Below are 19998 nucleotides of genomic sequence, written 5' to 3'. Positions count from 1 at the left end.
AAGGTTACGAGACAGAGATATCGGAAGTGTTTTTGGGAAAACTACTTGATATTCCCAATCCTTTTTTGATGCGTATGTTCTACAATATTTATTACACAATTCTGTTCGATCATTGTTTCGTTCTTCTTAGGGCTCCAGTTTTATTTGATAAAGTAATGGAATATGCCCTTGCCTAAAAACCAAAACATCAGGAACATGGAACCATTCATGCCCTTCCTCAAAGATAGACACTTCAACTGGTTGTACATAGTTCGGATAATGACTCATACTCAACGGTTCGTTTGTTTTTCTGACTAAAAAAACTACCAATAATATGATGATGGTAGTGACTTCCACGGTTACTTACTTTTCGTTTTGGTAGATATAACTCATCTTCCAAACTCCACGTCCAACTTCTCCAATCCATAACCAAACCACCTTTACGAAAAGTATCAATTATGATCGTAATTTGAATTCGATATCAATAATACCATATGTTCTCATATATAGGATATATATAGTAAATAGAAACACAAAAAAACCAATAGAAACAAGGGGTTTTGTTTCTACTGGTTTAAAAATGTCTCAAACATATACCCAAAAATGTCTCAGTTATCAACCAAATCAGTCTCAATTATTACCGTTACTCACAACCGACAACAGCTTCTTAAATCTTGTAAGCCTTCATAGCTTTTCTTAACTCTTTAAATGAAGGACGTTTACCATACATTAAGACGCCCGTACGGTAGATCTTGGCGGCCAGCCAACCGAACAGCAAAATGGAAGCGACCAGAATACCAAGTGACAGCCAGATTTCCAGCAGGCTCGCCCGCTCCAGACCAATCCGCAACAGCATGACGGTTGGCGAGAAAAATGGGATGTACCCGGCAACCTTTACGAAAATTGTATCAGGTGCGGCGATATTGAAGATACCGATATAAAAGGCTGCTAGTGACAGCACGGTAATCGGCATGATCGCCTGACCCAACTCCTCGGTACGGCTAACAATGGAACCCACCGCGGCGAACAATACTGCGTAGAGAAAGTAGCCGAGGATGTAGAATACCAGACCATAACCCAACACCGCGATATTTAGTTGCGACAGATCCAGCCCGGCTGAGCTAAGAATGACATTATTATGCGGCAGCATAAGGTTGGCACATACAACGGCTGCAAAAACAGCAATTTGCAGCAGGCCGACCAGGAAGATGCCGATAATTTTTCCGAACATCTGGGTCAACGGTGAGACACTTGTGATGAGAATCTCCATAATACGTGAGCTTTTTTCCGATGTCACCTCTGCAGCAATCATATTCCCCGTCATCATGGAGGAGGTGAAGAATAAAATCATCAGTACATAGACCAAACCATAGTTAATCATAGAGGTCTCTTTTTCCTCTGTCCCCACAGCTCCCCCTGCTTCAGACGGACCGTCTACTTCCCTGCTATCCACCAATACAGGTGTGCTAATCTCACGAATTTGATTGCTGGTCAATGCATTGCCGCCCATAATGGCTTTGACCTTAGCTTCCTGAAGTCCCGTCTGCAACAATGTAATTACAGCAGGAGATGGATCTTTTTCTACAGAGACGTACTCCACTTTAGGAAACGCATCTCCCTTGGTGGCCGGCTCCGTGAACTGCACGTAACCTTGCAGCTCTCCGTTTTTCAAAGCTTGCTGCATGGCTGGTGTTTGTACGCTGTCATAACGCACCCAGATGGCCGCTGGGTTGGACTGCTCCTTGGTGAATTGCTCCAGCTGATTCGCCACTTCTGTCCGGCTCCCGGCAATCAGTCCCAAGCGATGATGCTCGGCTGCCGTTGTGCCCGAACCTCCTGCCCCATCTGCTTTAAACAAAGAAATCAAATACGGTAGATTCATACCAAGCGTAATGAGCAAGGCCAGTACCAGCGTCGTAATGATAAAAGATTTGGTTCTCGCCTTTTGACGAAACGTAAAACCGATCACCGTACCCAGTCTATTCATGGGAATCACCCACCTCTCTTATGAAAATCTCGTTCAGCGTAGGCTCCTTGATCTCAAAATGTTCTACATCCGTTTGCTTCAACGCCGTCTGTAAAATCAGCTTCGCCGCATCCGGCTGCTCAATATGCAGCATCCAGCCGCGATCCATAGGCTCTACACGGCGCACGCCGGGCAGCTGTTCCAGTCCGTTCACTTCACCTGTAGTAATGAGACGAACTTTTTCACGTGGGTAACGGCCCTTAATCTCCTGCACACTTCCCTGCACAACTGTATTCGAGCGATGCAAAATCGTAATATGGCGGCACAGCTCCTCCACATGTTCCATGCGGTGGGTCGAGAATAAAATCGCAGCCCCATCGTCCCGCAGCTCTTTCACCGTATCCTTAAGCAATTCAACGTTTACCGGATCTAGCCCACTAAAGGCCTCATCCAAAATGAGCAACGTCGGGCGATGCACAACGGCGGCAATAAAGCCCATTTTCTGCTGATTTCCCTTGGATAGCTCCTCAATCCGCTTGTCGTAATATTCCGGCACTCCAAAGCGCTCCAGCCAGTAGCGTAGACTTTTGTCCGCCTCCTTGGCTGACATTCCGCGCAACCTGCCCAAATAGTTAATTTGCTCGCTCACCTTCACCTTGGGGTACAACCCTCGCTCCTCAGGCAAATAACCCATCGTCCGCTGAAGCTCCTTGCTGTAGGGCTTGCCCTCATATTGAATGTTTCCTCCATCAGGGTAAATCAGGCCGAGCACCATGCGCATCGTTGTCGTTTTGCCTGCTCCATTGCCTCCCAGTAGTCCGTAAATCTCCCCGCCGTTCACATTCAGCGAAATTCCGTTCACCGCCGTGTGGTTCCCATATTGCTTCACGACCTCTGTCAATTCCAGCATGCTCATGATTACTCCGCTCCTTTTTTCTGCGTGTATGTCTCCGCATCTTCTGATAGTTGTCCCGTAGACCAATGTACTAAAATATCATCCAGCTCCAAACGCCGCACACGGATGGGGCGAATGCCCGCTTGTTCCAAGATGGCGCTGGTCTCTCCGGCTGCCAACGTTACAATTCGCTGCAATCCGCCTTCGCTCTCCGTCTCTACCACTCCCGGAAGCTCCGATGCCTCCTCTGGCGTGCCTTCAAACCACATTTCTTTGCTATTTTCGAGCAAATGGTCTTTTTCCAGCTTGCCGAGCAGCCTGCCATCATGCATCAGGACAATATAATCCGCCAAACGCTTGATCTCGTCTATTATATGAGTAGCAATAATGACCGTCGTTTTACCGTTCTCCATACAATCCCGCAGTTCTTCCAGCATGACTTTCCAGGCAAAAGGGTCTAAACCCGACGAAGGCTCATCCAGCAGCAACAAACGAGGGTGAGGCGCCAAGGCTGCAGCCAGTTCAAACTTACGGCGCTCTCCCTTGGACATGCGCGATAATTTCGTATGCTGAGGAACCTGAAAGCGTTCCATCAGACGCTGAAAACGTGTTTCATCCCAGCCGGGATACCACAAGGCTCGAAACGCCGCTGCTGCTTCTGCTGTGAGCCGATCTTCCTCACGGATTGGCTGCTCTGACATATACCCAACCCATTGTCGTGTATCTGCCGGCATGCCGTCCGGATACGCTTGACCGAACCAACGTATTTCACCGGAATCCGGGTGGATAAGCTGAGTCAGCAGATGAATCAATGTACTTTTGCCCGATCCGTTATGTCCAGCCAAAGCGACTACATATCCCGGTTCAATGGTTAGATTAAGCGGTCCAATTTCCCGGTTACCTCGAGTTTTATAGACTTGACTCATCTCAATAATGGGTGTTTTTATCTGTATCCCCACAGGAACTTCCACATGATGGTTTACATCGTTCTTCACGGGCGTCACTCCTTCACTTGGACTTCATACCTTCTCTTCACCATTTCTGCGAAAAGCTCCAACAATTCCTGTTCTGTCATCTGCACAGCGATGCCTGTGTCAATCGCCGTTTCCAATGCCTCGGTCACTGCTTTAAGGCGGTAACCTGAGCGCTTATCGTCTTCGACCAGAGCTACGAAGGTGCCCGTTCCCTGCCGGGTACGAAGCAAGCCTTCGTTCTCCAAATCCTGATAGACCCGCCGGACGGTGATGACGCTGCAACGGAGCGTCCCAGCAAACTCACGTATGGAGGGAAGCAGCGTTCCCGCTGCAATCTGTCCGGTTACGATGAGTGAACGAAGTTGCTTTTCAATCTGCGCATACAGCGGTTCCGCGCTATTCTCATCAATTTGCACTGGGATATTCACCTGCTTCTCCCCCCTTTTTATCTATCTTTGTACACATACCGCTAAGTTAAGTCCCGTTTCATAAGCTTACGCTGTGTCACCCTGTAGGACATCCACATACTCAGAGCTCCTGCCAGCAGCACTCCCCACATCACCGGAGACAACAGCTGCCACTCCTTGCTGTAAAATGCCGTTATCGATACCAGATTGGTCCCACAAACTCGAACTATAATTGATACCATCCCGCAAATTAGCATGATGACAATGGATAGCCAGAAGTAGGATTTTCCTTTTTTAAGAAATTCTAAATGAATAAAAATGGCTTGAATCAGCATTCCGTAGCCTATCCAGGTAAGTGCAAACGATACAAAGAAACCTGTACTGGCATATACCCGAAACGTAGCTGACAACGTAAACAAGAGAGTAAAAAATATCACACTATTCACGACAAACGCCAAAAGCGCCTGTTGAATTCGACTCATAATCACCGCATTCATCGGTATAGGCAAGGTGCGAAAAAAGGCTAGCATATGCGTATAGGAATCTTCCTGAAGATATTTAAATGCACGGCGGTTATAAATGAATCCGAGAAACGGAATCAACACCAGCATGATAAAGTCGGCTACTGGACTCAAATTTCCACGTCCATCCCAATGCACATTTACAGCAAAACTCATGGTAAATCCCAAATACGCAATAAACAGCAATGTCCACAGTATGACATATGGATTGTTGCGAAAATCCTGCCGGGTAATTTTCCATGCCTGCTTGATGATTGTCATTTTCTTATCCTGGTCCCTTCTGCACTGCCTGTAATGACGGCCATATTCTCTCTTCATACGAAGTTATGATTACAGTACTCAGTGTTATTACTGTATATATCTTTATACACAGTATATAAACCATGAATCACAACTGTCAACACCTGAATGTAAATTGTGCGTACAATCACAATAGCTCGTCAGGACCTATGCTACTCTGTAAATGATAAACGTTCTCAATCAAGGGGATGAACAAATGGATAAGATACTGCACTGGGATGAGCCGATATTTAATCTTGTTAACCGTTATCCCGAAGTAAAGGACATTATGGTAGAGCTGGGTTTTCACGATATCGCTAAGCCCGGTATGCTCCAAACCGCAGGACGTTTTATGACACTGTCCAAAGGAATTGCGTTGAAGAAAATATGTATGGAAACTGTGCAGCAGACGTTTATGCAACATGGTTTTACCATTCAAAAATAAAGGAGCTAACGACCATGAGCGAGCTAATTAACAACCGTGAACATACAGCACAGGAATTAACAGAACGTCAACGAACACTGAAGGAAATTATAAAAGAATTACATGCCGGGAAAAGCGTCGAAGAGGTGAAAGCGCGTTTTGCAGAGGCTGTTGGCGGAGTAAGTGTAGCGGAAATTTCAGCTATGGAGCACGCACTGATGACTGAAGAGGGAATCCCCGTATCAGAAGTTCAGCGGCTCTGTTCCGTGCATACTTCGATCTTCAAGGGCTCCATTGAGGATATTCACCGTCCTTCAGGACCGGAGGAACAACCGGGACATCCTGTCCACACATTCAAGCTGGAAAATCGTGAGATCGAACGACTGGTCAACTTTAAGTTGGCATTGCATGCAGAGCAATTTCAAAAGGAGGACAGTCCCAAGATTATTTACAAGCTGCTTGAGGATTTAAGTCTGCTAATGGATCTCGACAAGCACTACAGTCGCAAAGAAAATTTGGTCTTTCCTTATCTAGAACGCTATGGAATTTTTGGCCCAACCAAAGTCATGTGGGGTGTGGACGATGGCATTCGTGCCGCGATTAAGGAAGCAAAGAGTCTGCTCGCCGATTATAACGGGGATCGTGAACAGATTGGGAAGGCGCTTGCCCATATCATGAGCGAAGTGAATGAAATGATATTTAAGGAAGAGAATATTTTGCTGCCGATGGCACTCAGTAAGCTGACAGAGGATGAGTGGCTGAAAATAGCTCGAGAAAGCGAGGAAATTGGATTCTGCCTGACTGCTCCCGAACGTGAATGGATACCCGAACGGGCAGAGGAACCTGTAGAAGCCCTTGAGCAAACGGAAGGCACATCCGGAACACCGCAAGGCTTCGTGCGATTCGAGACAGGGATTATATCCGTACAACAATTGGAACTGCTGTTGAACCATCTACCTGTTGACCTGACCTTTATCGATGAAAATGATGTTGTTCGCTATTTTTCTCATGGTAAGGAACGAATCTTCGCGCGCACGAAAGCCGTCATTGGTCGTACCGTACAGAATTGCCACCCACCCCAAAGCGTGCATGTCGTTGAGAAGCTGCTGGAAGATTTTAAGGCTGGCCGCAAGGATGTTGAAGATTTTTGGATTCCAATCAAGGATAAATTTGTCTACATTCGTTATTTTGCCATCCGTGATGCAGAGGGCCGCTATCTGGGAACGTTGGAATTTACGCAAAATATCGCACCCATTCGTGCCTTGGAAGGACAAAAGCGTATTCTATCCGAATAGTATCCAACCGTAAGCCACCATGTTCAGATTTTTGCCACCCAAACTTATAATATGTTGTTCTACTATAAGTTTGGCTCCCAACCTTTCATAAAAAGTACATGCTGGATTATCTGCTAGCACCCATACGATTACGGAGTGAATATCCATACTATTGAACTGTTGAAGCAGACGTAAAAATAGTCTCTTCCCCAAGCCTAAACTATGGTATTCACTCAAAACGTAAATTGCCGTTATTTCTCCCCCATACGGGGGATATTCACCTGACTTTTCCGGACCCCCACTCACAAATCCGATGATTTCCCCCTTCTCATTTTCAGCAACATATACCCGATGACCGTCTTCACTGGATAGATTCGCATTCCACAGTTCTGTTCTTTGCTTATAGGAAAGCTGTTCCAGAACCTGGGCAGGCATTATTTCTTTGTACGTCGTCCTCCAGCAATCTACGTGCACCTTGGCGATGCCCTCGGCATCTGATATTGTTGCTTCCCTGATGATCATGTGAGTTCCACTCCTAGTTTCCAATATTATAATTTCTATGTACCGACGATCCGAATCTTGATATGCAAGTCCGTTCATTCTATCGGTTTTTTATGTGCGTTCGTGGCTGTAGCTGTATTGATCATAGGCTGGAGTATCGGGTTGACGCCCGTAGGCAATCTGGTCTTTCAATATGTATTTGGTGTGTCTCCGGAATTGATCGAACCTACCAAGAACGTATTTCAGGTTCTTACTTTACTATACATATTGGTAGCTGTCCGTAACATATATCAGGGACTTATTATTAACAAGCACCGAACAGCATGGATGACATTCAGCTCGTCCATACGTATATCGTGATGCAAATTGCTTCCTGGTTTTTGATCCATGCTGGCTGGACGAATGACGGACGAGTCGGTGCCGCCATTTTTATTGTAGGTAGCTGGTGCTGGTTATCTTGAATCCTTCCATCCAAGCTGCGCTAAACAATACAACTGATCCACTTTTGGCCGTGGCATCCTTTTCTGTAGCACTGCAGATCCTAAATCTATTTGTCTGGTTTTGCAGCTCTTTGCATCAAATTGTCATTCAATTTTATACGTCCAAGCGCCGAGAAGTGCTGATATTTTTGAGCTTTTTGTCTACCCTGTCGCCGCTGCTACTACTGTTACTTTCCTTCGGATTTGCTGGCGATCCTGTGTTACAGAGTGTATTGGGATTGGAAGGAGAACTGTTGCTAGAAACCAGAGAATTGCTTCGCATACTGGCTGTCTATGTCGCATCTGTGTATCTGCTTTTTTCCAGGACTGGACGGCAAAGTGGCGGGAATTGTGATGGCTGTTTCCGATGAATGCGTCATCCTGAAAAAAACTTACCTAGAGAGCCTTATGCAAAGGACCCGCACATTGACTCCCTATGGCACAACTCGCTTTTACGAGGTCAAAATATAAGGGCCGTTCTTTGTAATCGCAATCGTGTGCTCGTATTGGGCTCCCCAACTGCCGTCTGCTGTGCTGATGGTCCAGCCATCGTCCCCCCAGAGCACGGCCCCCTCGGTTCCGAGGGTAAATACCGGCTCGATGGTAATCACCATCCCTTCGCGCAGGGGTAATCCCGTTTTGGGACGACCGTAGTGCAGAACCTCTGGCGGCTCATGCATTTGGCGGCCAATGCCATGCCCGATCAGAGGCTTGACGTTGCCGAACCGCCGCCAGCCTGCCGCTTTTTCCACAGCATGCCCGATATCCCCCAATGTCCTCCCCGGGCGGGCAACCTCTATACCGCGCATCAGTGCCTTATGGGTCTGCCGCAACAGTCTCGCTACCGGGCGGCTAATGTTACCTACCGCATAGGTCCATCCTCGGTCAGCAAGCCAACCGTCCTTGTTAACCACAATGTCGATGGTCACAATATCCCCATCATGAAGCACCCGCTCCGAGGGAAAACCATGGCACACCACCTCATTGACCGAAGCGCAGGTGGCATAAGGGAAACCTTTATAGCCCTTTTGTTCAGGCGTGGCTCCGCGCTTGTTTAAAAACTGCTCCACCCAAGCATCGATTTCAAGCGTTGTGATTCCCGGAAGAATACGACTTTCCAACGTACGATGGCAATCTGCCAAAATACGTCCGGCCTCCCTCATGTAGCCGATTTCCTCCGGTGTTCGTATCGCTATCTCTATTGGAATCCGCCTCCTTTGAGCATACAAATACACTAAACCTATCCCATTGTATGCAGGGCGGACACAAAAAAACCGTCTCCTCTGTGGATAGACGGTTTATAAAAGTCGTATTTCTAGTTTTTCGGGTAATCGAACCCTTTAAGATACTGAAGAATTTATGCGACCGAGTTCGTTTTCCACCACCATGGTCAACTCTTCCTCATACCCTCCTGTAATCCGGTATTTTCGCACATATTCCTTTACAAATTTTTTGGGATCCTTAGGCCGGAAAATTCGAGTCATTTCCCGCAGACTTTCCTTTACTTCATTGTGACCTTTCGTTGCCATGTAACTCCCTCCCAAAACGTTGAAAATAAGTGCTCCGTTGAAGAGAATGCCGAAAAGTATTGATGTCCTTATGCAGTGAAGTAGTATGTCTAATTGCAGCTTAGGTCGGGAACGCCTTAGGCAAGGCATGTACCTGACACTTGTATTAACCGATTTTCTTTTGGCTGAATCACTACCCCATTATAACATATTCAGATACAGCTTTCAGCTTTCCAGTAAATTTACATTGATTTTACCTATCTTTTACGCATCATGTCATTTGGGGTACTCAATCAGCTGTTGCACAGGGGGCATACTTTATTTATCGGTTTTTGGAGTGTATGTGTTTGGGGTAAAATAAATAAACATAACAAGGAGGGAAAAGGATGAGCCGCTATGCTCCGCTGTTCACTGCACCTGTTGCCCGTATGTCTGCCCTGAACATAGGAACTTGTGAAGAGGAGGGCATCAATGTCTCCCTACTTGATCATGCAGACCGTGAAATTCAAGCCAAGTTTCCTAAAATGCACAGCTTCCTGCTGCTGCGCCACGGCAAACTGGTCTGGGAACGCTATTACAACGGTCATGAAGCAAGCTCTCTGAACGATTTGCGATCCGCGACCAAAAGCTTCACTTCCACGCTCATCGGCATAGCCATGGCTCGCGGTGATATGCCCGGGCCAGAGACGGCTGTGCATAAGCTGTTGCCTGAGTATTTACCTAGGCGGAAGGAAACACTGCTAGAGCAGATTACGATTCGCCATCTGTTGACCATGACATCCGGCTTGTATTGGCAGACAGGCAAAAAGCTCGGAGAAGCTTTTATCCACCGTTTTCATCGCAGCAAAAGCTGGCCGTCCTTTGCCCTGCGCTTACCTGTACAGGAGGATCAACTCGGTGTATTCCAATATCGCAGTGTTGATTCGCACTTGTTGTCCGTGCTGTTGACCCATTGTTGTGGGATTGACGCCTATACGTACGCTCTCCAGCATCTGTTCGAACCCTTAGGTTTTGGGAGAAGTGGTTGGGCACAAGATCCAGAGGGCTACACTATGGGACATATCGGGCTATATCTGACATCGCGTGACATGGCTAAATTCGGCGACTGCTGCCTTCATCAAGGCAGCTGGAACGGAAAAGAATTGATTCCGGCCGATTGGCTACATCAGGCGACACAGCGACAGGTTGAAGGCTATCCAGAATTCGGGGATTACGGATTCCAATGGTGGACAGGACGACTCCACGGCATCAACTACGCGTGTGCACACGGACATGGAGGACAGCAAATTTATCTTGTGCCAGAAGCGAACGCAGTCGCGGTATTTACAGCAGACAGCAAGGTGAGCCGTTGGAAAAATCCGCGAACACTGCTGGAGCGTTACGTTTTGCCAGCCGTATCCTCCCTCAACTTGGAACGTTCCTGAAATGAGCTTCAATGTGCTTATTGAATATAGGGGGCTAAACAATCATGGAAGTGTCACCACCAAAAATTCTAATATTGTACGCCAGTTACGGGGAAGGCCATGTACAGGCCGCCCGGGCAATTAAGGACAGTTTGCGAAGACTCGGACACTGCGAGGTACAACTACTTGACCTAATGGCTGAATCTCACCCCTGGTTGAACGGTCTGACCAAATTTGTATATATGCAAAGCTTCAAAACCATTCCACAGCTTTACGGATGGGTCTATAACATCACGCGCGGTATGCAGGCTACATCGGCCTTCGGCCATGTGTTGCATTCATTCGGAATGCGTCAACTTACGCTAACACTGAAAAAGGAGTTACCCGACCTCGTAGTACATACATTCCCGCAGCTCGCACTTCCGGCGTTACGTCGCAAAATGGGAATGCATTTGCCGATTGTCAACGTGGTTACGGATTTCGATCTGCATGGGCGCTGGTTGCATCCCGATATTGACCGCTACTATGTAGCCACTGAGGATATGCAGCAGGAGGCCGCCCAGCGGGGAATACCGATCGAACGCATTGCCGCGACGGGCATTCCGATCCATGCTTCTTTTTATAACATGTCTGCCGACAAAGCGCCTGTTCAAGAACAGCTAATCCCACCGCTACAGGCTGAGACTACTACGCTACTCATTATGGCTGGCGCCTATGGTGTGCTATCCGGCATACTGGATATCTGTCGGCAATTAAGCCAGCTTCCTCAGTTGCGGCTACTCATCGTCTGCGGACGTAACCAGCAACTGAAAGCAGAATTGGATGCGCTGTATGCAGACTACCCGGACATTTACACCTATGGATTCGTGGACTTTGTTCCAGAACTTATGCGTGCGAGTAATCTGGTGATTACGAAGCCTGGCGGTATCACGCTCTCGGAAAGCATTGCATCCGGTTTGCCTATTCTTGTGTTCAAGCCCGTACCCGGTCAGGAACTAAATAATGCTCTATATCTGCAGCAAAAAAGAGCTGCCCGCATTGCTCGCACTACGGAGGAGCTGATTCAGCATTGTCTGGATCTGATCTCCACCCCCTCTCTTGCTAAGGAAATGAAGCAGGCGATTGAGTCACTTCGCAAACCTCATCCCGCAGACCAAATTGCAGAGGATATTTTGCAGCAGCTGTGGATAAAAGAACCTCCGTTCGGACAAATTAACGAAGAATAAGCCAGACGGAGGGGATACCAATGGAACGCAAAGGAAAGGATTTACTCCCACTAACGGGTGATAAGGTAGAAGTGGACGGTGTTTATATTGATGAGGATGGACATGAGCAGCATTTGCACAGAGGCCAGCATTTTCCCGCTGATGTTGTTCTGGGTACTTCCGAGTGGAAAATGACCGAATATGCCTTTGATAACCATCACGAAGGACGTACCGATGAACGACTTATCCCCAAAGAGGATGACAAGAATAAAATGGGTAAAATCACACACCCACGCCGCCATTTAAAAACTGGTGACCGATAATTACGGAAGTATATCCACAATTACTCCCAATATGTTGATAGTTTGTGGACAAACTGTGTGCAAATTATGAATTATCAATATATTGTCTACAGCTTGTGCACAATTTGTGCATAAATCATGTTGTTTTTGTGGATAAACATTAATATGCGGTGGATAAAGTGTATACAACATGTGAAAAACATGTGCATAACCGTTTAAAAGGCTGAACGAATCCCTTTCGTTCAGCCTTTTTCATATTTTTATACACATTCTCTATTTAATTTTTTTACCGAGATCGGGTATGTTCGAACGAGAACATCGCTCTCGGAATGATGAGTTGCCCAAAAAGGACTCTATCACATTAACGGAGACTAATCGAAAATTCGCAAATAGCGCATAGAGGAGTGTAAAATGGAAACGGGGACGAACAGAGTCAAAAGAGAAATTACCAAAATGTAAAAAGGCGTAGTCATCATAGAAATCTCGCTTCAGGCAGGCGAACGAATGCAGGAACGCGGTATATAGAAGCATCTAGAAAAACTCGTTGACCAAAATTTGGAGTGGGGTGATCCGAATGGCATCTATTAAAATCCTTTCACTTAATGTCGGCATGCCCAAGCAGATCCAGTTTAATCAGAAGGACGTTTCTACGGGGATATTCAAGTCGGCCACAGATGAATATTTGTATTTATCTTATCTAAACTTCGAAGGGGATGGGCAGGGCGATCTAGTTCACCACGGGGGTAAAGATAAAGCTGTATGCGTCTATCCCTACGAGCACTATCCGTTCTGGGAAAATGAATTGCGGAGACCGCTCGATTACGGCGCGTTCGGGGAAAATTTAACGATAAAGGGTTTGCTAGAATCCGACGTTTGCATCGGAGACGTCTTTAAGCTTGGCAAAGCTATCGTTCAAGTTAGCCAGCCGAGACAGCCTTGCTACAAGTTGTCCATCAAGTACGGCGTACCGGACATGCCCTTGAAGGTACAGCAAACAGGCTACACGGGATTCTACTTTCGCGTTCTGGAAGAGGGAGTTGCCTCTAAGGCCGACGGACTATCCCTCCTTCATCGCCATCCGAAAGCAATTACGGTTTCATTTGCCAATCGAATTATGCATCAAGAGAAGGATCATATCGAGAGTATTAAACAAATTCTCGAAGTGGAAGAATTGTCCGTAAACTGGAGAAATACGTTTCTAAAACGTTTGGCGGGAACCGAAACGGATTCTCGGGAAAGACTATCAGGCAATTCGTAAGGTGGAAGTGGTTCAATGAGTCTGCAAGCTCGTCTGCCTGCAGTCGAACATCGAATCTGCGAAGCTTGTGGGCGATGCGACAGAAGCGCAGTCCAAAGGTTATCGCCAAATTCGAGTGTATCCATTCGCTTGACCGCTTATCCTTGGTGTAGAGTCAACTTTTTTACCGAGATCGGGCATATCCTTCAATCCTGTCCTCATAGCTTGTATAGTACGGAGACTTAGCTTGAATCTTTTATAAAGGGGGATATGCCTGACATGTCAGTCTATAAGTCTTCCACGGGATTGGATGAAAATATAGCAGCTGTCCTGTGCTATCTATTCGCATTTATTGGCGCACTGGCCTTTGTCATGCTGGAAAAGAAAAGCCGATTCGTATTATTTCACGCGCTGCAATCCGTATTTTTGTTTGTCATCCTCATGATTGGGCATGTGCTGGTTGGATTCATTCCGCTGCTCGGTCCTCTGCTCGCTTCCCTGCTAACGCTGGCAGTTCTTGTATTGTGGGTCATCCTGTTAATTCGCGCGGGTCAAGGCAGGTGGCTCAAGCTTCCCTGGATAGGTGATCTGGCTCTTCACCAAGCCCGGCAGTTGTGAAAACAACAAAAAACCTTGATCCTTAGCAGGATTCAAGGTTTTTGCTGTTTTGATGATTACCTTTTATCGCATGTTCGCTTCTTCTGTCCTATATGAATGTATCCCAGCTTATCTGGGTTGACCATTAAATAAAAATTCTGAATATGTTCCCCGTCCGGTGTCAGTCTGAGACATAAGGTTTCTCTCACTTTTCCGTCTTCCAGAAATGCCAGCTGAACCTCGCCATTGATGACGGTGTGGAACACATCTCTTTCTCGTAAAACGGTTAATACCCGACGAGAAGTCAACAGGGCAAGAACACCTTTGCGTACAACCATTGGCCTCATCACCGTATGCACATTACCTCCGCCATCTGATACAAATACAGGTTGTTCAGCCAGTAGTTCCAGCATAGCAGTCACATCGTAGGCGAGAAAAGCGGTTGTAAAACGTTCTAGTAGTTTTATACGGGAAGAGTTATTCTCATCACGACTGGACTGAGCCTCAAGAGCAGATTCTCCGGAAGATAGAATACGACGGGAGCGACTGAACACCTGACGACAGTTGCTCTCCGTCTTCCCCAGCAATTCTGCAATATCTTTGTAATCATATTGAAAAGCTTCCCTCAGCACAAAAACAGCCCGCTCTATCGGCTTTAGCTGCTCCAGCAAAACCAGAAAAGCGTAAGATATCATATCTTTACGCTCTAACCAATCCGCAGGGAGATCTGCGCTTTCACCCAACGGCTCCGGCAGCCACTGTCCTACATATGTCTCTCTTTGCTTGCGTGCAGAGTTCAACAGATTCAGACACCGATTCATCGTCATTTTGGCTACATAGGCTTTGGGATTGTGTATATCATCCAGGGGCTTATTCTTCAGCTCGACAAAGCAGTCTTGAACGACATCCTCGGCATCCGTAACCGTTCCAAGCATGCGATAAGCAATGGCAAAAGAATATTTGCGATATCTTTGATACAGCTCCTCCAGATTTAAATCCACCGATTCTTGTTCAATTCTGTGTTCTTTGCCAGTCAAAGCATAGCCCCCTGTTCATTAAAGAATGCCCGGATACATCCCCGTTGCAATCGCAATCCGGTTCCAACTGTTAATCACGTTAACTGCAGTTATCAAATCTACGTATTCTTCCTCGGTAAAATGCTCTCTGACCCGATTATACAAATCTGTAGGTACCCCTTGTTCTGAGATACGAGTAACCGCTTCGGCTAATTCAAGCATAACACGTTCTTTTTCCGTGAACAAAGGAACCTCCCGCCATAAGGCTAGCTGCAAAATGTGGTCAGCATAATCACCCAGCTTGAGCAGATCCTTCGCATGCATATCCAGACAATAGGAACATCCATTGATTTGGGATACTCTAATTTTCAGTAGTTCGTACAATACTTTGTCTGTAAAACGACCGGAAATATATTTCTCCATCTCCATCATCGCCTTGAACGTACTAGGACTCACTGTTCTGTGATTGAATCTTAAACTCACGATACATCGCCTCCATTATTGGTTTACATATAGAAGACAAATGAACATGTGATTTTGTGACATAGTGCAATACATCAATTTGGAATTGCCCTCAATTGACATAGCATGTATTATAGATAAATGATTTTATGCAAAGAAGGTGAGCACTCACATGAGCGGAAAAGGTATTATAAAAGAATTTAAAGAATTCGCTGTACGGGGTAACGTGATTGACCTCGCGGTCGGTGTTATCATCGGTGGAGCGTTTGGCAAAATTGTCACTTCTGTGGTAAACGATATTATTATGCCTCCGATCGGTATGCTTCTGGGAGGTATGAATTTTCCAGATTTGTATGTGGCTTTACAAGCTGCTGATCCTTTAAATGGTAACGGTACACGCATGACTTTGGTACAGGCCAAAGAAGCAGGGATTGCGGTCCTCGCCTATGGTCAGTTCATTAACGTCCTGCTGGACTTTCTGATCGTGGCCTTCTGTGTGTTCATGCTGGTCAAAGGGATTAACATGCTGAAACGCAAAGAGGAAGAAAAACCTCCTCAGGAAAAAACGATCAAGGAATGTCCACATTGCCTATCCGAAATTCCTGTAGCCGCTACCCGTTGCGCACATTGCACTTCCAAGCTGGAAGGGTACGTGGAAGCACGCTGACTCAACCCACTTATATGACTACAATAAACGGCTTAAGACGGTGTATCGTCTTAAGCCGTTTTGGCATGGTATAAAAAATCCAATTAGTTGAAATTGGTGATAATGCCACGGGGTCTGACGGGCAAGCCCTCAGCGTACAGATGGGAAACATCACCGAAGCCGATGCAACGGGGAACTGCCCATTCTTGGGAGCGCTCATCAAACAAGATCGTGGTTACGGAGCTAGGCGGCATCCAAAAACCGGACCAGACCAAGGCCAATGGCAGCTCCAACAGATGAGCAAGCCAGGTCAGCCCGAAGCCGCCATGACAAAATACGGCCACCTGATCTTCAGTGTGCTTCAGAATCCGGTACCTGCCCTCCACCCGCTCAAAGCCTTGCCGTTTCAGGAACTCATCGGAATGAAGCTTCAGTCGCTCGAAGGTTTCAGGGCTTTGCGTTCCCTGATAATAGGAAATCTCCTGCCAAGAGTCATGAGTCGGCAGAGGCAACTCGGAACGGATCACTTCACCAGGCAAATCCCAATGGGAAAGACGGCCGTATGGGGTTTCCTCCAGCTTTAGAGCCAGCTCCTGCGTCCAGTGTTCTACTTCATGAGTCATACCCAGAGAGTCGGCGGTGTAGCGCATCGTATCCAAAGCCCTCCCCAAAGGAGAGGCATAAATTCGATCCAGTCCGTGACTGGAAAGCCGCTTGGCCAGTGCCTGGGCTTCCAAATGCCCCTCCGGCGTGATGGTGTTGTTGGGGTAATCGGGGTCTGCGTGTCGGATTATATACAATCTCATCATTGTTCTCCGTTCCTATGAATGGCGACAGGATCGCTTTATCTCATTACATCGATTAGTTCTCCTGGTCTTTAACGTTTAACGTTTATTCAGCAAAGTTTCCAAAATCGCGCGCAAATCCCTATCTTCCTGGTAGACTTCCTCACCCGTATCCAGCTCAATAACCCGGATATATGTATAATTGGCTCTGACATCGACTGGTTTAAAAATCAATTCCTCCGGATTGTCTGGGCGGACATCATAGCCCATATTTTTGAACATATCCGTAATTTGATCAATCCCCGGCTTGCCCCCGCTTTCCAGCATAATCAACCCGCGAAGTTCCTTGGGTTCCTCCGGATGCATGACTCGAAAATGTACTATACATTCCATGTAAAATCGCTCCTTTCAATCATAAACCTGTGTGATGTTGCAAATCCTTATGTTCCCAGCATACCCCAAATGCCACTCCACATTCCACACATGCCTTCATATCGTCAGGACAGAAAACACGTTATACTGTAAAGTAGACCTTTGATTTCTGCTTACTATAGGAGGAACCACGATGAATAGCGAGCTTCTGGATATCTACGACGATGAAGACAACCCCCTTGGCACAGCCTCCCGACGAGATGCACATGCCAAGGGATACTGGCACCATACCTTTCACTGCTGGCTAGCACGAGACACTTCGACAGGCCGTCGCTTGCTATTCCAACAGCGTCAGGATACGAAGGATACCTTCCCCGGATGCTACGATATTACAGCAGCCGGTCATTTGACGGCAGGCGAAGATATGTCTCAGGCGGCTCGCGAGCTGGAGGAAGAACTGGGCATTCATGTTCCCTTTACCTCATTAACACCGCTGATGACCGTTCGGTATGAAAGCAAAGGTACCGCCCAGGGCACCTCTTTTTGGGATCGGGAGATTAGCTCGGTGTTTGGACTGCTATCGAACCAGCCATTGGAAGCTTATCATCTCCAGCAAGAAGAAGTAGCCGGACTGTACGAAGCAGCTCTTGACCAAGCACTGGCCCTTTTTGAAGGCCATATTCCCTTTATCGAAGCCCAAGGCATTACGTCAGGGCCGAACCCAGAAAAAACTCGCCGCCTGATCACATCGGATCAATTCGTGCCTCATAAGGCGGGCTATATTACATCTATATGCCGGGCACTGATGGAACTTCCTACCCGGTGATCTTTAGCTATTCTCCAGCTGACATATATTTGCCGATAATGCCTTCATACCGCCAGCCATACCGGGTCGACAGCTCTCTGCCCATATCATGCTCCAGCTCATACAGAATAAGATCCTGAGCAAAATGATTAAGCAGCAGGCCTGTCATTACCGGATGCTCGGTAATAAGCGCCTGTGTCGGGCAATTCTCTCCCCGCATACCCAGCATGCACCAACGCCGATCAATAACAAAAGAAAACTTGCGCCCTGCTGGTTCCTGTCCGTCTGTACCAGACCTAAGCGGTAACCACGGTCCCATCATGCTTTCCCCGTTATCGCAGGACCAGAGCAGACGCACACCTCGACTCTCGGCTTTCTCCAACTCTGTCCGCAGCAGTTCGGCTTCCTCGCGCCACAAATCCAACACAATCTCATGCTCTGCCCGTTCCAATTCACGTGTCAGACTTTCCAGTACCTTCCGATCGCCTTCCGCATTATAAAAGGTCGGCTTGGTTGGTTCTGTTCGTGGCATTTCCTTCTCCACTGCGCGTAGAGACTCCTGCATTTGTCCTTCGATCATCCGGGTCAATTCAGCCGGTGGCAGCATGCTGTAACGTACAGGCTCTCCCGCACTGGTTCTGAGGTATCCCTGCCCGGCCAAACGCTGTAAAGCCGCGTACACGTTGGAGCGTGATGCACCCAGACGCTTAGCCACTTCATAGCCGGAAGCCGCATTTTGCCTCGAAAGCTCGACCATAACCTTGGCTTCCATTTCCGTAAAACCCAGATTCCGCAGATGATGCAGCAAACGCTCCATATATTCTGTTCCCCCTATGCTGCCCGGCGTTATGTCTGTGTCCTGCAGCAGCCTGTTCGGCTGCGTCAAATCTGTTCAGCTCCGCAACGCGGGCACCACTTGGACCCTTTGGGTAGTTCTGCAGTGCAGATTTGGCATTTTACATTTTCACGTACTTGTGCAGACGGCGTTGCCGGTTTCTCAGCCCCGGAGTTGTTGGCCTTCCAATATCGAATCCGCTCGTCCAGCTCCTCCTGACGCTCCCGCTCACGTGCCAGTTCTTCAAGACGACGGTGTTCTTTCTCCAGATCTTCCTGACGACGGCGCTCCCACTCAGCGTCGAATGCCGCTTTTTCCTCCGGTGTAAAATCAGACACTGTGTAATCGCGGTCTAGTCCCGCTGGTTCGTGTGTTTCATACCGCTCATCCTGTTCCTGTTCCTGTTCATGCCGATCCACTACTTCATGTTCTGCGTACTCCGTGTAAACAGGCGCGGGTTCCTTCGCTTCCTCTGGCTTGCGCAGATCAAAAGAATAGACGTCCGTTGGCACCTCTTCACGCACAGCAGCTACTTGTTTGGAAGCAGCCTGTCCTTCATTCAGCTTACGTCCACATTTGGGGCAAAAGTTCGCATCCAGAGGCACAACCGCTCCACAGGTGCATAAATGAGCGTTCTTCAATTCTGCAATTCTACCGCGCAGCTCGTCGATTTCATCCTGAAGCTCATCACAAGCAGTGGATAGCTGTGTCATCTCGGTTTCTGCCACCGACATGTCGGATGCGCGATAACCTTCGTAAAAGATCTGACCCATTCGCAAGAAATGAACATCCATTTCCTGCTGGATCGTTGTAATTTGTGAATTGATTTTACTAATCTCGACAGCATGCTGCGCCTTTTCTGTTGCGCGATTTGCGCCTTCCTTTATACGTTGAATCAGCTTCATCATTATTTCCTCCCCATATCCAGCCGGATTTCACTGTACCGTCCGTATATCCCAAAGTTTTTTTCTGTTGGCAAACCTCGAACTCCTGTATAATGGAATGCGGTCATATCGCCTGTTTGAAGGCCATAGGCATTGGCGTCAACGTATTGACGTTCTGACGCTCCGGCAAGATCCGCATGAATTTCAGCATTATTTTAGTCCATCGCCTTGTTCTTATCATC

25 protein-coding genes are annotated in these 19998 nt (G+C 47.3%); 11 read left to right on the top strand and 14 right to left on the bottom strand.

The window, feature by feature from the left end; all coding sequences use genetic code 11:
- Positions 1 to 646 precede the first annotated feature (646 nt).
- From NSQ68_RS02955 to NSQ68_RS02935, 5 genes are all read right to left on the bottom strand, one after another.
- A complete protein-coding gene (locus NSQ68_RS02955; protein ID WP_342427911.1) occupies positions 647 to 1966 on the bottom strand; it encodes an ABC transporter permease in 1320 nt (439 codons plus the stop codon).
- Positions 1959 to 2861 carry an ATP-binding cassette domain-containing protein gene (locus tag NSQ68_RS02950; RefSeq protein WP_342427910.1) on the bottom strand — a complete coding sequence of 301 codons (903 nt, stop codon included), beginning with the start codon at positions 2859 to 2861 and terminating at the stop codon, positions 1959 to 1961. The genes NSQ68_RS02955 and NSQ68_RS02950 overlap by 8 nt, the downstream gene beginning before the upstream one ends.
- Positions 2862 to 2863: 2 nt before the next feature.
- Positions 2864 to 3766: an ABC transporter ATP-binding protein gene (locus NSQ68_RS02945; RefSeq protein WP_342429054.1), complete on the bottom strand. Its 903-nt coding sequence runs from the start codon at positions 3764 to 3766 to the stop codon at positions 2864 to 2866.
- A 74-nt stretch (positions 3767 to 3840) separates the two neighbouring features.
- Positions 3841 to 4242, bottom strand: a complete 402-nt coding sequence (locus NSQ68_RS02940) for a GntR family transcriptional regulator (RefSeq protein ID WP_039270421.1) — start codon at positions 4240 to 4242, stop codon at positions 3841 to 3843.
- Positions 4243 to 4283: 41 nt separating this feature from the next.
- Entirely contained in the window at positions 4284 to 5003 is a 720-nt protein-coding gene (locus tag NSQ68_RS02935; protein ID WP_342427909.1) for a hypothetical protein, read from the bottom strand.
- Between the two features lie 235 nt (positions 5004 to 5238).
- Here NSQ68_RS02935 and NSQ68_RS02930 point away from each other — a divergent pair, with 235 nt between their 5' ends.
- The gene (locus NSQ68_RS02930) at positions 5239 to 5466 is read left to right on the top strand and encodes a DUF1858 domain-containing protein (RefSeq protein ID WP_342427908.1); all 228 of its coding nucleotides are present in this window, start codon (positions 5239 to 5241) and stop codon (positions 5464 to 5466) included.
- A gap of 14 nt (positions 5467 to 5480) precedes the next feature.
- Positions 5481 to 6740: a DUF438 domain-containing protein gene (locus tag NSQ68_RS02925; protein WP_342427907.1), complete on the top strand. Its 1260-nt coding sequence runs from the start codon at positions 5481 to 5483 to the stop codon at positions 6738 to 6740.
- Here NSQ68_RS02925 and NSQ68_RS02920 read toward each other — a convergent pair.
- Positions 6729 to 7241, bottom strand: coding sequence for a GNAT family N-acetyltransferase (locus tag NSQ68_RS02920; protein ID WP_342427906.1), 513 nt, complete (start codon positions 7239 to 7241; stop codon positions 6729 to 6731). The two genes, NSQ68_RS02925 and NSQ68_RS02920, sit on opposite strands and share 12 nt — an antisense overlap.
- Positions 7242 to 7543: 302 nt before the next feature.
- Here NSQ68_RS02920 and NSQ68_RS02915 point away from each other — a divergent pair, with 302 nt between their 5' ends.
- Both NSQ68_RS02915 and NSQ68_RS02910 read left to right on the top strand, forming a co-directional pair.
- Positions 7544 to 7681, top strand: coding sequence for a hypothetical protein (locus NSQ68_RS02915; protein ID WP_307352125.1), 138 nt, complete (start codon positions 7544 to 7546; stop codon positions 7679 to 7681).
- Positions 7678 to 8070, top strand: a complete 393-nt coding sequence (locus NSQ68_RS02910; RefSeq protein ID WP_342427905.1) for a hypothetical protein — start codon at positions 7678 to 7680, stop codon at positions 8068 to 8070. Before NSQ68_RS02915 ends, NSQ68_RS02910 begins: the two co-directional genes overlap by 4 nt.
- An 81-nt stretch (positions 8071 to 8151) precedes the next feature.
- Here NSQ68_RS02910 and map read toward each other — a convergent pair whose 3' ends face one another.
- On the bottom strand, positions 8152 to 8934 hold the full coding sequence (map, locus tag NSQ68_RS02905) for a type I methionyl aminopeptidase (protein ID WP_080658580.1): 783 nt from the start codon (positions 8932 to 8934) through the stop codon (positions 8152 to 8154).
- A 105-nt stretch (positions 8935 to 9039) separates the two neighbouring features.
- Positions 9040 to 9228, bottom strand: coding sequence for a hypothetical protein (locus NSQ68_RS02900; RefSeq protein ID WP_007428354.1), 189 nt, complete (start codon positions 9226 to 9228; stop codon positions 9040 to 9042).
- A gap of 365 nt (positions 9229 to 9593) precedes the next feature.
- Between NSQ68_RS02900 and NSQ68_RS02895 the strand changes: the two genes are divergently transcribed.
- The 5 genes from NSQ68_RS02895 (at position 9594) to NSQ68_RS02875 (ending at position 13972) form a co-directional block, all read left to right on the top strand.
- Positions 9594 to 10631 carry a serine hydrolase gene (locus tag NSQ68_RS02895; RefSeq protein WP_342427904.1) on the top strand — a complete coding sequence of 346 codons (1038 nt, stop codon included), beginning with the start codon at positions 9594 to 9596 and terminating at the stop codon, positions 10629 to 10631.
- Positions 10632 to 10675: 44 nt separating this feature from the next.
- Positions 10676 to 11836: a glycosyltransferase gene (locus tag NSQ68_RS02890; protein ID WP_342427903.1), complete on the top strand. Its 1161-nt coding sequence runs from the start codon at positions 10676 to 10678 to the stop codon at positions 11834 to 11836.
- Between the two features lie 20 nt (positions 11837 to 11856).
- On the top strand, positions 11857 to 12138 hold the full coding sequence (locus tag NSQ68_RS02885) for a hypothetical protein (RefSeq protein ID WP_029515942.1): 282 nt from the start codon (positions 11857 to 11859) through the stop codon (positions 12136 to 12138).
- Between the two features lie 553 nt (positions 12139 to 12691).
- A complete protein-coding gene (locus NSQ68_RS02880; RefSeq protein WP_342427902.1) occupies positions 12692 to 13375 on the top strand; it encodes an MOSC domain-containing protein in 684 nt (227 codons plus the stop codon).
- Positions 13376 to 13633: 258 nt separating this feature from the next.
- Positions 13634 to 13972, top strand: a complete 339-nt coding sequence (locus NSQ68_RS02875; protein ID WP_342427901.1) for a hypothetical protein — start codon at positions 13634 to 13636, stop codon at positions 13970 to 13972.
- A 56-nt stretch (positions 13973 to 14028) separates the two neighbouring features.
- Here NSQ68_RS02875 and NSQ68_RS02870 read toward each other — a convergent pair whose 3' ends face one another.
- Together NSQ68_RS02870 and NSQ68_RS02865 are read right to left on the bottom strand one after the other, a co-directional pair.
- Complete coding sequence (locus NSQ68_RS02870; RefSeq protein ID WP_342427900.1) at positions 14029 to 14988, bottom strand: sigma-70 family RNA polymerase sigma factor; 960 nt, start codon at positions 14986 to 14988, stop codon at positions 14029 to 14031.
- A gap of 18 nt (positions 14989 to 15006) precedes the next feature.
- Entirely contained in the window at positions 15007 to 15450 is a 444-nt protein-coding gene (locus NSQ68_RS02865; protein WP_039270408.1) for a carboxymuconolactone decarboxylase family protein, read from the bottom strand.
- Between the two features lie 151 nt (positions 15451 to 15601).
- Here NSQ68_RS02865 and mscL point away from each other — a divergent pair, with 151 nt between their 5' ends.
- Positions 15602 to 16096 carry a large conductance mechanosensitive channel protein MscL gene (gene mscL / locus NSQ68_RS02860; protein ID WP_341071604.1) on the top strand — a complete coding sequence of 165 codons (495 nt, stop codon included), beginning with the start codon at positions 15602 to 15604 and terminating at the stop codon, positions 16094 to 16096.
- An 83-nt stretch (positions 16097 to 16179) separates the two neighbouring features.
- On the opposite strand, the gene NSQ68_RS02855 is transcribed toward mscL, so the two are convergent.
- A complete protein-coding gene (locus NSQ68_RS02855) occupies positions 16180 to 16881 on the bottom strand; it encodes a histidine phosphatase family protein (protein WP_029515948.1) in 702 nt (233 codons plus the stop codon).
- 78 nt (positions 16882 to 16959) lie between these two features.
- Complete coding sequence (locus tag NSQ68_RS02850; RefSeq protein WP_029515949.1) at positions 16960 to 17253, bottom strand: hypothetical protein; 294 nt, start codon at positions 17251 to 17253, stop codon at positions 16960 to 16962.
- A gap of 172 nt (positions 17254 to 17425) precedes the next feature.
- Here NSQ68_RS02850 and NSQ68_RS02845 point away from each other — a divergent pair, with 172 nt between their 5' ends.
- On the top strand, positions 17426 to 18058 hold the full coding sequence (locus NSQ68_RS02845) for an NUDIX domain-containing protein (protein ID WP_342427899.1): 633 nt from the start codon (positions 17426 to 17428) through the stop codon (positions 18056 to 18058).
- Between the two features lie 7 nt (positions 18059 to 18065).
- Here the strand turns inward: NSQ68_RS02845 and NSQ68_RS02840 are convergent, their stop codons facing one another.
- Together NSQ68_RS02840 and NSQ68_RS02835 are read right to left on the bottom strand one after the other, a co-directional pair.
- Entirely contained in the window at positions 18066 to 18854 is a 789-nt protein-coding gene (locus NSQ68_RS02840) for a TrmB family transcriptional regulator (RefSeq protein ID WP_029515951.1), read from the bottom strand.
- A gap of 65 nt (positions 18855 to 18919) precedes the next feature.
- On the bottom strand, positions 18920 to 19777 hold the full coding sequence (locus NSQ68_RS02835) for a zinc ribbon domain-containing protein (RefSeq protein WP_342429053.1): 858 nt from the start codon (positions 19775 to 19777) through the stop codon (positions 18920 to 18922).
- Between the last annotated feature and the right edge of the window lie 221 nt (positions 19778 to 19998).

Origin of the sequence: Paenibacillus sp. FSL L8-0158 (genome assembly GCF_038592965.1) — a bacterium.
GTDB classification, from domain to species: domain Bacteria; phylum Bacillota; class Bacilli; order Paenibacillales; family Paenibacillaceae; genus Paenibacillus; species Paenibacillus polymyxa_D.
Note: the sequence above shows the minus strand (reverse complement) of the source record. Positions and strands in the feature narration are given on the sequence as shown.